This is a genomic window from Streptomyces sp. NPDC005784, from assembly GCF_042871525.1.
Lineage (GTDB): Bacteria > Actinomycetota > Actinomycetes > Streptomycetales > Streptomycetaceae > Streptomyces.
This window is the reverse complement of the sequence record NZ_JBIAIQ010000039.1, coordinates 23,979-35,792: the sequence shown is the minus strand read 5'-3', so window position 1 is coordinate 35,792 and position 11,814 is coordinate 23,979. Positions and strand designations below refer to the sequence as shown.

The window sequence follows — 11,814 nt, the reverse complement described above, 5'->3', positions numbered from 1 at the left end:
CAGCGACGCACGTGACGTCGGCAGGCACCACCCGGGAGGTCCCCATGCCCGAACTGCGTGTCGTGGCCGTCTCTAACGACGGCACACGGCTGGTGCTGAAGGCTGCGGACAGTACGGAGTACACGCTTCCGATTGACGAGCGTCTGCGCGCCGCCGTACGCGGCGACCGTCCCCGCCTCGGCCAGATCGAGATCGAGGTGGAGAGCCATCTCCGCCCCCGAGACATCCAGGCGCGTATACGCGCCGGCGCTTCCGCGGAGGAAGTCGCCCAGCTCGCCGGAATCCCCGTCGATCGCGTACGTCGCTTCGAGGGGCCCGTGCTGGCCGAGCGTGCCTTCATGGCCGAGCGCGCCAGGAAGACTCCCGTCCGCCGCCCCGGAGAGAACGCCGGACCCCAGCTCGGCGAGGCCGTCCAGGAGCGGTTGCTGATCCGGGGTGCCGAGAAGGACACCGTTCAGTGGGACTCCTGGCGCCGCGACGACGGCACATGGGAAGTCCTGCTGGTCTACCGGGTCGCGGGCGAACCGCATGCCGCGAGCTGGACCTACGACCCGCCCCGGCGACTCGTCCAGGCCGTCGACGACGAGGCACGCTCGCTGATCGGCGAGTCCGACGACCTCGCGGCGCCCGAGCCGAGCTTCCCGTTCGTGCCGCGGATCGCCCGGCTGCCCCGCGACCGTCCGCTGGACCGCGCCCTGGACCGGCAGATGGAGCGGCCGAGCCTGCCCCCGCCCTCCCCGGATCCGGCCGAGGAGGCCGAGGACCGGGACTCGCTGACCAGCCTCCTGGAGGCGGTGCCCAGCTTCCGGGGCGACATGGTGGTGCCCGAGCGGACCGCCCCCGCCGAGCGACCCGCCGCCGAGGAGCCCGTTCCCGAGCCCGAGGAGGAGGAGCCCCCGGCTCCCGCCGCCTCGGCGGGCGCCGGTTCCGCGTACGCGGACGTGCTCATGCCGCGCTCGGTCGGCAGCCATCGCGACCGGCTCGTCGGCGCGACCGACCGCCAGGCCGAGGCCGACGGCGTCCGTCCCGGCCGTAGAGCGGCGGTCCCGAGCTGGGACGAGATCGTCTTCGGCACACGGCGGAAGAAACAGGACTAGTCAGGTCCACGACGTGGGGGCCCGCACCGGATCGGTGCGGGCCCCCACGTCGTGCGCCGAGCGGCGAGGCCGACGCCCGCGTCCGGCGCGACCGACCACCCGGCGTACCGTGCCTCCACTCACCGCGGTCACATCGAGGTGCTGCTGCCGAGCCGACCCGCAAGTGTTGGTGAGCGGCACCGCAGGCGCCCGTGGGGGCGCCACCACGGGTGCTACTGCGGGCGGCAGCGCGGATGCTGCTGCGGGCGGCACCGCGGACGCTGCCGTGAGAACGGCAGCGGGCACCGCCGCCGGTTCACTGAGGATCGGGACCCACCGCGACAGCGCGGTTGCCGTCCTGGGACCACTCCGACCACGAACCCACGTACAGCGCCGCCGGAATGCCGGCCACGGCGAGGGCCAGCACCTCATGGGCGCCCGAGACCCCTGAGCCGCAGTAGACACCCACCTCGGACGCGGGTGTCACGCCGAAGGACTTGAAGCGGTCGGCGAGTTCGGCCGACGGCAGGAACCGTCCGTCCTCCGCGACGTTCTCGGCGGTCGGCGCGGAGACGGCGCCCGGGATGTGCCCGCCGACCGGATCGATCGGCTCGACGTCGCCCCGGTACCGCTCCCCCGCGCGGGCGTCCAGCAACAGTCCGGTGCGGGCGAGCGCGGCGGCCCCGTCCGCGTCGAGCGACGGCCGGGCGCCGAGCGCCGGCACGAACGTTCCGGGCACCGGCGAGGGGACCTCGGAGGACACCGGTCCGCTCCAGGCGGCGAACCCTCCGTCAAGCACGCGTACCGACGGATGCCCCGAATAGCCCAGCAGCCACCAGGCGCGCGCGGCGGCCCAGCCCTGCCCGCCGTCGTACACAACGACGTCGCGGTTCTCGGACACTCCCGCGGCCCGCATCGCCGCGCCGAAGATCTCGGGGCCGGGAAGCGGATGCCGGCCCGCCGCACCGGCCGGACCAGCGAGTTCGGAATCCAGATCGACGAAGACGGCACCGGGAATGTGCGCGTTCTCGTACTCGGAGCGCAGGTTGGGGCCGCCCAACTGCCAGCGGACGTCGAGGAGGACCGGCGGGTTCGGCCCCGCCAGGTCACTCGCGAGTTCGGGTGACGTGATGATGGCGTTCATGGCCACCATCCTTGCGCACGGGGTGGCCGCTTCGTCCATGTCCGGCTACTCTGCTCCGCCGGACAGGTCCGATCACCACGCGTACGGGATCGGGCACATGCTGTACAACCGATGGACACCACGCGGCAATCACTCCGAAACGGATGAGAAACGACAGATCGGGCGTCCTCCGTCCGCGCACCGCTCAACGGCGGCGCGGCCCGGACGCACGGACGACCGGTGGTGCGAACATCGGCACGGGGCGTGCACGCACGCGACTGAGTACGCGTGTTCGCAGGCGGAAGGTGACCGGCCACCGCAAGGGGCCGAGAAGAGAGTGACGATGACCGAGGCACGGGAATCGGCCGGCCCGAACGGCACCAAGCACGCTCGGCACGCGCCCGGCACACCCTGCTGGGAGAGCCTGATGGTGCATGAGACGGCCGCGACCCAGGACTTCTACGGAGCACTGTTCGGCTGGGAATTCCAGCCGGGCCCCCCGCAGCTCGGCCCGTACGCGCGGGCCCTTCTCGACGGCCACGAGGTGGCCGGGATCGGCCAGTTGCCGCCCGACCGGCACCTGCCGATCGCCTGGACGCCCTACTTCGCCTCGGCCGACGTGGACCAGACCGCCGAGACGGTACGGCACAGCGGCGGCACCGTGGGCGTGGGCCCGATCGACGCCGCCGAGGCCGGCCGCCTGGCCATCGCCTCCGACCCGTCGGGCGCCGTCTTCGGCATCTGGCAGGTGGCGGCCCATCTGGGTACGGGGATCACCGGCGTGCCGGGCACCCCGGCGTGGAACGAGCTCGTGACGCGCGACACCGAGAGCGTCGTCAAGTTCTACCAGGGGGTCTTCGGCTACGAACTGGAGCCGACCGTCTCGGCCGACTTCGACTATGTGACCCTGCACATCGACGGTCGGCCGGTGGCCGGCATCCACGGCGTCGGGAACGCCCTGCCGCGCGACCGGGGCCCGCACTGGCTGACGTACTTCGAGGCCGCCGAATTGGACGACACCGTCCGCCGGGTCACGGAACTCGGCGGGCACCTCCTGCGGGCGGCCCATGATTCCCCGTACGGACGCGTGGCGACGGTGGCGGATCCGGAGGGCGCGATGTTCTCCCTGATCCATGCCGTCACATGACCCAGTGAACCGTCCGGACTGACGATCCGACGCCGGGCCGGGCGCCGGCCATGGGGGCTGGCATCGGGCTCGGGCCTCGGACCTCGGACCTCGGGCAAAAAGTCTCCGGTAACAGGCCTCAGACCGAGTGGATCGGCAGGACGTCGGGAGACAGGGCGCTCGCGTGGGCCGTGGCTGCTGTCATACGGCGGCGGTGGTGCCGGCGGCACAGGACCTCGTAGCCGATGTTCTCCGGCTGGTTGACGTCGCCGACGACGACCTGGGCGCCTTCGACGACCATCTCGCCGCCCACGGTGCGGGCGTTGTGCGTGGCGCGGGCGCCGCACCAGCACAGGGCCTCGACCTGGAGGACCTCGACCCGGTCTGCCAGTTCGACGAGGCGCTGGGAGCCCGGGAAGAGCTTGGAACGGAAGTCGGTGGTGATCCCGAAGGCGAAGACGTCGACGCCCAGGTCGTCCACCACACGGGCCAGTTGGTCGATCTGCGGCGGGGCCAGGAACTGGGCCTCGTCCGCGATCACGTAGTCCGCCCGGCCTCCCTGCGAGAGGTGGTCGACCAGATAGGCGTACAGGTCCTGGTCGTCCGCCACCTCGACCGCGTCGGTGACCAGGCCGAGGCGCGAGGAGAGCTTGCCCTCGCCCGCGCGGTCGTCGCGCGTGAAGATCATGCCCTGCAGACCCCGCGCCGAGCGGTTGTGCTCGATCTGGAGAGCCAGCGTGGACTTCCCGCAGTCCATCGTTCCGGAGAAGAACACCAGCTCGGGCATGGGGAGTTGAGCACCTTTCGGCAACGGAGTAAGGGGGGAGGGCGTCAGGAGCGTACTTGGAGGAGGGGCACCAGTTGCTCGGCCGGGGTCATCGAACCGTGGTTGCCGACCATCAGCGACTCCTTCGGCTCCCGCTCGGAGGCGATGATCAGGACATCGTCCCGGGCGGCCGCGATCACGTCACCCAGCCGCGCGTACACCCGCTCGTCGATCCGCGGGCCGAACCAGCCCGCTTCGATCGCCTCGTCACGGGAGGCGACCCAGAACTGCTCGCCGAGGACCTCGCGCCAGCAGGTCAGCACATCCACCTCGGCGCCCGGGACCGCGTACACATGGCGGGCACGACCCTCGCCACCCAGCAGGGCGACTCCGGCGCGCAGCTCCCAGTCCTCGTCGAAGTCGATGCGGTGCTGCTCGTCGAACGGGATGTCGATCATGCCATGGTCGGCGGTGACGTACAGCGTCGAGCGCGGCGGCAACTGCTCCGCGAGGCGCTGGACCAGGCGGTCGACATACATCAGCTGGCCGCGCCAGGGGTCCGAGTCGACGCCGAAGCGGTGGCCCTTGCCGTCCACCTCCGCGTAGTACGTGTAGACCAAGGAGCGGTCCCCGGCGGCCAGTTGCTCGGCGGCGAGGTCCACGCGATCCTCGCCGGACAGCCTGCCGTGGAACGTCCCGCCGCTCAACGCGATCTTCGTCAGCGGTGTGTTCTGGAAGGTCGGCGAGGAGACCTGGGCGGTATGCACACCCGCTGCCTCGGCCAGCTGGAAGATCGTGGGGTAGGGCTGCCAGGCGCGCGGCTCGGTCCACGGGTTCCAGCGGAGCTGGTTCATCAGCTCACCGGTGGCGGGGTTGCGCGCGGTGTAGCCGGGCAAGCCGTGCGCGCCCGGGGGCAGGCCGGTGCCGACGGAGGCGAGGGAGGTCGCGGTGGTGGCCGGGTAGCCCGCGGTGATCGGACGCCCCGTGCCGCCTCGTGAGGACGCGAGGAGCGACGTCATGAAGGGTGCCTCGTCCGGGTGAGCCTTGAGCTGCTCCCAGCCGAGACCGTCGATCAGGAACACGCAGTTCCGGTCGGCTTCGGTCAGTTCGGGTATGGCGGCGGTCGCACCGGGCACGGACATACCGGCGGCGAGCGTGGGCAGCAGGTCGGCCAGCGAACCGGCGCCGTACTCGGGGACGGGCGCGGACTCGATGGCGAGCGGTTCCGGGTGGTCCCAGGTGGGCAGGGCCATCAGCGGGCGACGTCCGCGGTCGCCTCGGAGAGGGACTGCGCGAATGCGAGGGCCTGACGGACGGTCTCCGGACCGTCCCCCGCCTCGCTGACCCGCAGGCTCAGGTCGTCGGCCGTCGAGCTGCCGGTGTAACCGTGATCCGCCTCGCAGTTGGGGTCACCGCAGGCGGCCGGCTCCAGGTCGATGCGGGAGACGGCGCCCCAGCCGATGGTCAGGACCACTTCGCGGGGCAGCGTGCCCGGCGTGTACGACTCCGGGTTCGCGACGACGCGGCTGACGACGACCGAGGAGATCCGGCCGAGCTTGACCGACTCCGTCGAGGTCGTGGCGTACGGCGTCGGGGACGTGGTGTCCGCGTTCTGCTCGTCGGTGTGGCTCACGATGAAACGGTTGCCGGTAAGGACGAGCACGGTCACGTGCCGCCGTACCTCGTTCGCGTCGAACGTCGTCTCCTGGTGGACCAGGTACGACCGGATGGTCTCGCCGCCGATCGCGGCCTCCACCGCCTCGGCCACGAGGGCCGGGTAGTAGCCGCTGCGCTCGATCGCCGCTCGCAGCCCCTGGGTCGTCGTACTGGTCTTGGCCATGCCGTCCATCCTACGGGGGCCCACTGACTGCGAGGCACCGCTCGCGTGGGTCTGTCGTGGACTGATCAGATCGATTCGGGGACGGCGACCGGTGCGACGCGGGCACGGCAAGGGCCATGGCGCGGCTGCGACGGGGCGGACGTGGGGGCGGACACGGGGGCGGGCCCTGCGGCACGCCGGACGGGCGGGGGCGCGGTGGACGCCACCTGGGACTGCGCCGGGTTCCGGGCCGGGGAGGTCGCAGCCAGCAGCGCTCGGGCGACGACGAGCGTCCCGGGCCCCGGGGCCCCTGTCGTCCCCGGAGGCAGCGCGCCCCTCGGACGACTCAGACGACTCAGACGACGGGCAGTGTCCGGGGGCCGAGGTCGTCCCGGAGCGGGGCGCGGGCCAGTCGTACCGTGGCGCCCAGCACGCTCAGGCCGGTCGGCGCGACCACCACCGGCTCCAGCGAGACCGCGACGACCTCCGGGTGGTCGTCGACCAGCCGGGACACCCGCAGCATGAGCTCTTCGAGGGCCGCCGTGTCGACCGGCGCGGAGCCCCGCCAGCCGAACAGGAGCGGCGCCGTCCGGATCGACCGGACCAGGGAGCCCGCTTCCCGGTCGGTGACCGGAATCAGCCGGTGCGCCGTGTCCCCGAGCAGTTCGGAGGCGGCTCCGGAGAGCCCGAAGGAGAGCACCGCCCCGGCCGCCGGATCGATCACCGCGCGGACCACCGTGTCGACACCGCGCGGCGCCATCCCCTGCACGACCGGGCGCAGCACCGTCGGTGTCCCGAACAGCTCGGTCAGCTCCGCGTAGGCCCGGCGCAGCTGTTCCTCGTCCGCCACGTCCAGCCGTACGCCGCCGAGGTCGGCGCGGTGCCGCAGGTGCGGGGCGGTGGTCTTGAGAGCCACGGGGTAGCCGATGGCCCGCGCGGCCGCGACGGCGTCGTCCGGAGTGGGGGCGGGCAGGGCGCGGTGCACGTCGATGCCGTACCGCCCGAGCAGTGCCGCCGTCTCCTCGCCTCCCAGAGTCAGGCCCTCCCCGCGCGCGAGGAGGTCGTCGATGAGCCCCGCCGCTCCCTTTTCGTCGATGTCCTCGTATGCGGGCACCTTGCCGGGCTCGCCGGCGTCCAGGCGCCACTGGGCGTACTTGACGGCTTCGGCGAGGGCGCGGACGGCACGTTCGGCGGCGGGGTAGGCGGGGATGAGCCGGGAGTCCGGCGCGGATTCGGCACGCACCGCGGTGGGTGACCGGTCCGAGGGGTGGAAGCGGGCGCCGGGCGCCGCGCCGGGTGCCGCCCCCGGGGCCTGGGGGGCGGTGCTCGCGGCGGCGGACAGGGCCTCGGCGAGCCCGCCCAGTTCGACGTGCACCACGAGCACGGGTTTCGCCGGAGCCGCCAGGGCGGAGGACCGGAGCGCCTCGGCGAGCTCCGCGTCGGCGGCCGAGGTCTCCCCCAGTGCCGGTATGGCCGTCACGACCACGGCGTCACATCCGTCGTCGGCGAGGGCCTGCGACAGCGCCCGGTGGAAGTCCTCCGCCGAGGCCGCCGTCGTCAGGTCCCGCGGTGGCAGCGGCCTGAGCCCCTCGGCGAGACACGCGTCGTACGTGAGCAGCCCGAGCGACTCGGAGTTCCCGAGGATCGCCACGCGGGGTCCTTTGGGGAGCGGCTGGCGGGCCAGCAGCAGGCCCGCGTCGACGAGTTCGGTGATGGTGTCCACCCGGATCACTCCGGCCTGGCGCAGCAGCGCGGACACCGTGGCGTGCGGCAGCCGGGTGGCCCGTACGGCATGGCCCTGGGGAGCGGCCCCGCCGTGCCGCGCGCCCTGGACCACGACCAGTGGCTTCGCCGCCGCCGTCCGCCGTGCGAGGCGGTTGAACTTGCGCGGGTTGCCGATGGACTCGAGGTACATCAGGGCGACGTCGGTGTCCGGGTCGTCGTACCAGTACTGCAGTACGTCGTTGCCGGAGACGTCCGCCCGGTTCCCGGAGGAGATGAAGGTCGACACGCCGGTCACGCCCGTGACGCCGCCGCCGCGCCGGTGCAGCCGGGACAGCAGGGCGATGCCGATGGCGCCGGACTGCGCGAACAGGCCGATCCGTCCGGGGCGGGGCATCTGCGGGGCGAGCGAGGCGTTCAGACGCACTTCGGGGGACGTGTTGATGACGCCGAAGGCGTTGGGCCCGATGATGCGCATCCCGTACGTGCGCGCGTGCCGCACGAGTTCGCGCTGGCGTTCGCGTCCTTCGGGACCGCTCTCGGCGTACCCGGCGGTGACCACCACGAGCCCCTGCACCCCGTGTTCGCCGCATTCCGTGACGACCTCGGGAACGTGCTCGGCGGGTACGGCGACGACGGCGAGGTCGACGGGCTCGGCGATGTCGCGGACGGAGCGGTGGGCCGGGACTCCGTCGAGTTCCTTCTCCTGAAGTGCCGCGTTCACGGCGTACAGACGTCCGGTGAATCCGGCTTTCCGCAGGTTGTCGAGAACGCTGCGGCCGACTCCGCCGGGGGTGCGTCCGGCACCGATGACGGCGACCGAGCCGGGGGCGAGCAGCCGCTGCACGGAGCGGGCCTCGGCGCGCTGCTCCCGCGCGCGCTGCACGGCGAGCGACCGGTCGGTGGGTTCGAGGTCGAACTCCAGGCGTACGACGCCGTCCTCGAAGCTGCGCTTCTGGGTGTATCCGGCGTCCGTGAACACCTTGATCATCTTGTTGTTGGCGGGCAGCACCTCGGCGGCGAAGCGGCGGATGTCGCGCTCGCGGGCCACGGCCGCGATGTGTTCGAGCAGGGCCGAGGCGACGCCGCGGCCCTGGTGGGCGTCCTGTACGAGAAAGGCGACCTCGGCCTCGTCGGCGGGCGCGGACGCGGGCATCCCGTCGGCGTCGATGCGGTCGTAGCGCACGGTGGCGATGAACTCGCCGCCCACCGTGGCCGCGAGGCCGACGCGGTCCACGAAGTCGTGGTGGGTGAACCGGTGGACGTCCTTGGCCGACAGTCGCGGATACGGCGCGAAGAAGCGGTAGTACTTCGACTCGTCGGACACCTGCTCGTAGAAGCTGACCAGGCGCTCGGCGTCATCGACGGTGATGGGCCTGACGCGTGCGGTGCCGCCGTCGCGCAGCACCACGTCGGCCTCCCAGTGAGCTGGGTACTCGTGCCGGTCCGACGAGGTCTGCATGGGGCCCAGAGTACGGCTCGCGTACGACAACGGCGCGAGGCAGTCTGAGGGTGACGGACGCCGGAGCGGGGCCGCGGACCGGCGCCGCGGCAGGCGGAACCGGGGACCGTCCGGGCATGCCTCACGATATGGAACACTGGTCTAGACAACCTGGAACACCCGAAGGGCAGCATCACATGGCTGAGCGCCGCGTCAACGTCGGCTGGACCGAGGGCCTCCACGCCCGCCCCGCCTCCATCTTCGTCCGGGCCGCCACGGCCTCCGGCATCCCCCTGACGATCGCCAAGTCCGACGGCAACCCCGTCAACGCGGCCTCCATGCTCGCGGTCCTCGGCCTGGGCGCCCAGGGCGGCGAGGAGATCGTCCTCGCGTCGGACTCCGAGGGCGCGGACGCCGCTCTCGACCGTCTGGCGAAGCTGGTCGCCGAGGGGCTCGACGAGCTCCCCGAGACCGTCTGAGCCCACAAGGCGCCCAGGACACACGCGGCTGAGCCGCGCCTCCCCATCCCCGGGCGGCGCGGCTCAGCCGTTTTCCGTACCCACCGGAGGAATTCCCCCGGGGGCACGCTCGGCCCTCACGCCGCGGTCACGGGAATAGCGCGCACCGAAATTCCGGACACGCGAATAAAAGGGCATCGGAAATGAGCCCCTGCCGAATATCCCTCTTTGTATACGGCGCCCGTGTTAATGACGCGGGCCCATCATGTTTACGGGAGGTTGCGAACTTCTCACACGATCCGTCCGATCGCCGCCGGGAAATCGGAGCCGGTGCACGGTCGTCGCGCGCTCGGTGTGCAGGGCCGTGATCGCGCGGGCCCGCTCGCTGTCGCCGCGGGCGACCGCGTCCACGATGCCGCCGTGCTCCGCCCAGGACTCCGCGGGGTTGGCCGGCGCGTCCACCGAGAACATCCAGGCGATCTTGTGTCGCAGCTGGGCGAGCGTGGAGGTCAGCGCGGGGCTGCCGGACGCCTGTGCGAGTGTCTCGTGGAACCAGCCGCCCAGTGAGCGCAGATCCTCGCTGTGGCCTCTCCTGGAACGCTCCTGCCCCAGCCTGACCAGACCTCGCAGCACCTTGAGGTGGGCCTCCGTACGCCGCTGGGCGGCCCTCGCGGCCCCCAGCGGTTCCAGCAGCATGCGCATCTCCAGGAGGTCCGCGGCCTCCTGCTCGCTGGGCTCCGCGACGCACGCGCCCGCATGCCGGCGGGTGACCACGAAGCCCTCGGCCTCCAGGGTGCGCAGAGCCTCGCGCACGGGGACGCGCGAGACGCCGTAGCGCCGCGCGAGCAGTTCCTCGGTGAGCCGGCCGCCGCGCTCGTAGACACCCGCGACGATGTCGTCACGGATCGCCGTGCATACCGAGTGCGCCGGAATACGCATGACCGACCTCCGCTTTAATCCCCGCGAAACGCCATCGATTGACGCTTGTTCAGTGACTCTATTGCAGGAAGCCTGAATTTCCGATGGCGGGCCTGAATCCATGGATATTTTTTGGACAGAGGGCCTCCGGAAACGATGATGCCCCGGCTCGTTGAGCCGGGGCATCAAAAGCGGCGAAGAAGCCGCGAAGCGGTCGTCAGACGTTGACTCCGTGCGAGCGCAGGTACGCGACCGGGTCGATGTCCGAGCCGTACTCCGCGGTCGTACGGGCCTCGAAGTGAAGGTGCGGTCCGGTGGTGTTGCCGGTGTCCCCTGAGAGGCCGATCTGCTGCCCCGGAGTGACCGTCTGCCCCTCGGACACACCGATGGACGACAGGTGGCCGTACATGGTGTACGTGCCGTCAAGCATCTTGATCACTACTTGATTGCCGTAGGCGCCGCCCCAGCCGGTGGTGACGACGGTGCCGGAGCCCACGGCGTGGACCGAGGTGCCGTACGCGGCGTGGAAGTCGACGCCGGTGTGGCTGCCCGAGGACCAGAGACTGCTGCTGGCCTGGTAGCCGGTGGAGATGTACGAACCGGTGATCGGGATGACGAACATGTTCAGGCGCTTGCGCTCGGCCTCACGGGCGGCGCGCTCCTTGGCCTCGCGGGACTTCGCGGCCTGCTCCGCGGCGTGCTTGCGCGCGGTCTGCTCGGCCTGTTTCCGCGCGGCGGCCTCGTCGGCGGCGCGCTGCTGCGCGAAGGCCTGGGCGTCGATCTGGTCGGCGACCGAGTCGCCGAGGGTGACGGCCTGGGTCAGCCCGGTCTGCTCGACGGAGGCTTCCGCGGCGAACGCGGGGGCGGCCAGGGTTCCGATCACACCGGTGGTGGTGAGCGCCGCGACCCCGACGGCGGCCGTGGTGGTGCTGTGCACCCGGCTCGGACGACGATGCTTGCCGGTGCCACAGGAGAACGCCATGTAGGGGCTGATCCTTTCCTTCCCTCTCGCCTACCGGGTTAGCTGACGGGTTCGGAGCAGGAAGGTCTCCTACGGACCCCCTCCGGGGAGGGCGTCCGATTCACCCCAGGGACTACGTGGGTCCCCGGCTCCCCTGACTCGCGCCATAGGGGGACTCGGCGATGACTGTCCGGTGCCGCGGGCGCGGCGCAGTGCGTGACGAACAGCCGGACCGACGCTAAACGGGGTGTCATTCGAACAACAAACGGATCACGATTTTTGTAACGTATCCCACAGGGCACAAGGGCAACTCCCGCACGAATAGGGACATCTTGGGGGCCACGTGCGGGAAAAGGAGAGCCCTGACGACTCTTCAGTCACCAGGGCCCTCCTCGGGTCGCGCG

General features: G+C 71.6%; 10 protein-coding genes and 1 riboswitch. Of the genes, 3 read left to right on the top strand and 7 right to left on the bottom strand.

Annotated features, from left to right (window positions below):
- The first annotated feature begins 44 nt into the window (after window positions 1-44).
- Window positions 45-1,097, top strand: a complete 1,053-nt coding sequence (sepH, locus tag ACFYR3_RS37450) for a septation protein SepH (protein ID WP_356782716.1) — start codon at window positions 45-47, stop codon at window positions 1,095-1,097.
- Between the two features lie 295 nt (window positions 1,098-1,392).
- Here sepH and ACFYR3_RS37445 read toward each other — a convergent pair whose 3' ends face one another.
- On the bottom strand, window positions 1,393-2,220 hold the full coding sequence (locus ACFYR3_RS37445) for a sulfurtransferase (RefSeq protein WP_355853401.1): 828 nt from the start codon (window positions 2,218-2,220) through the stop codon (window positions 1,393-1,395).
- 322 nt (window positions 2,221-2,542) lie between these two features.
- Between ACFYR3_RS37445 and ACFYR3_RS37440 the strand changes: the two genes are divergently transcribed.
- On the top strand, window positions 2,543-3,346 hold the full coding sequence (locus tag ACFYR3_RS37440) for a VOC family protein (protein ID WP_355853398.1): 804 nt from the start codon (window positions 2,543-2,545) through the stop codon (window positions 3,344-3,346).
- Window positions 3,347-3,464: 118 nt separating this feature from the next.
- Here the strand turns inward: ACFYR3_RS37440 and ACFYR3_RS37435 are convergent, their stop codons facing one another.
- The 4 genes from ACFYR3_RS37435 to ACFYR3_RS37420 all read right to left on the bottom strand — a co-directional run bounded on the left by ACFYR3_RS37435 (window position 3,465) and on the right by ACFYR3_RS37420 (window position 9,094).
- On the bottom strand, window positions 3,465-4,112 hold the full coding sequence (locus ACFYR3_RS37435; RefSeq protein WP_355853395.1) for a thymidine kinase: 648 nt from the start codon (window positions 4,110-4,112) through the stop codon (window positions 3,465-3,467).
- A gap of 44 nt (window positions 4,113-4,156) precedes the next feature.
- Window positions 4,157-5,344, bottom strand: a complete 1,188-nt coding sequence (locus ACFYR3_RS37430) for a nucleotide pyrophosphatase/phosphodiesterase family protein (protein ID WP_355853392.1) — start codon at window positions 5,342-5,344, stop codon at window positions 4,157-4,159.
- Entirely contained in the window at window positions 5,344-5,931 is a 588-nt protein-coding gene (locus ACFYR3_RS37425) for a DUF5998 family protein (RefSeq protein WP_261707673.1), read from the bottom strand. The genes ACFYR3_RS37430 and ACFYR3_RS37425 overlap by 1 nt, the downstream gene beginning before the upstream one ends.
- Before the next feature lie 334 nt (window positions 5,932-6,265).
- Window positions 6,266-9,094: a GNAT family N-acetyltransferase gene (locus tag ACFYR3_RS37420; protein ID WP_389286427.1), complete on the bottom strand. Its 2,829-nt coding sequence runs from the start codon at window positions 9,092-9,094 to the stop codon at window positions 6,266-6,268.
- A 176-nt stretch (window positions 9,095-9,270) separates the two neighbouring features.
- On the opposite strand from ACFYR3_RS37420, the gene ACFYR3_RS37415 reads away from it, so the two are divergent.
- The gene (locus ACFYR3_RS37415; protein ID WP_355853385.1) at window positions 9,271-9,552 is read left to right on the top strand and encodes an HPr family phosphocarrier protein; all 282 of its coding nucleotides are present in this window, start codon (window positions 9,271-9,273) and stop codon (window positions 9,550-9,552) included.
- 225 nt (window positions 9,553-9,777) lie between these two features.
- Here ACFYR3_RS37415 and ACFYR3_RS37410 read toward each other — a convergent pair whose 3' ends face one another.
- On the bottom strand, window positions 9,778-10,470 hold the full coding sequence (locus ACFYR3_RS37410; RefSeq protein ID WP_355853382.1) for a GntR family transcriptional regulator: 693 nt from the start codon (window positions 10,468-10,470) through the stop codon (window positions 9,778-9,780).
- Between the two features lie 196 nt (window positions 10,471-10,666).
- The gene (locus ACFYR3_RS37405; protein WP_355853379.1) at window positions 10,667-11,431 is read right to left on the bottom strand and encodes a peptidoglycan DD-metalloendopeptidase family protein; all 765 of its coding nucleotides are present in this window, start codon (window positions 11,429-11,431) and stop codon (window positions 10,667-10,669) included.
- A 12-nt stretch (window positions 11,432-11,443) separates the two neighbouring features.
- Window positions 11,444-11,602, bottom strand: a riboswitch (cyclic di-AMP (ydaO/yuaA leader).
- Window positions 11,603-11,814: the final 212 nt, after the last annotated feature.

Excerpts from the sequence above, each read along its gene's own strand:
- sepH (WP_356782716.1), top strand. The coding sequence starts at position 45 with ATGCCCGAACTGCGTGTCGTGGCCGTCTCTAACGACGGCACACGGCTG.
- ACFYR3_RS37445 (WP_355853401.1), bottom strand. The coding sequence starts at position 2,220 with ATGAACGCCATCATCACGTCACCCGAACTCGCGAGTGACCTGGCGGGG.
- ACFYR3_RS37440 (WP_355853398.1), top strand. The coding sequence starts at position 2,543 with ATGACCGAGGCACGGGAATCGGCCGGCCCGAACGGCACCAAGCACGCT.
- ACFYR3_RS37435 (WP_355853395.1), bottom strand. The coding sequence starts at position 4,112 with ATGCCCGAGCTGGTGTTCTTCTCCGGAACGATGGACTGCGGGAAGTCC.
- ACFYR3_RS37430 (WP_355853392.1), bottom strand. The coding sequence starts at position 5,344 with ATGGCCCTGCCCACCTGGGACCACCCGGAACCGCTCGCCATCGAGTCC.
- ACFYR3_RS37425 (WP_261707673.1), bottom strand. The coding sequence starts at position 5,931 with ATGGCCAAGACCAGTACGACGACCCAGGGGCTGCGAGCGGCGATCGAG.
- ACFYR3_RS37420 (WP_389286427.1), bottom strand. The coding sequence starts at position 9,094 with ATGCAGACCTCGTCGGACCGGCACGAGTACCCAGCTCACTGGGAGGCC.
- ACFYR3_RS37415 (WP_355853385.1), top strand. The coding sequence starts at position 9,271 with ATGGCTGAGCGCCGCGTCAACGTCGGCTGGACCGAGGGCCTCCACGCC.
- ACFYR3_RS37410 (WP_355853382.1), bottom strand. The coding sequence starts at position 10,470 with ATGCGTATTCCGGCGCACTCGGTATGCACGGCGATCCGTGACGACATC.
- ACFYR3_RS37405 (WP_355853379.1), bottom strand. The coding sequence starts at position 11,431 with ATGGCGTTCTCCTGTGGCACCGGCAAGCATCGTCGTCCGAGCCGGGTG.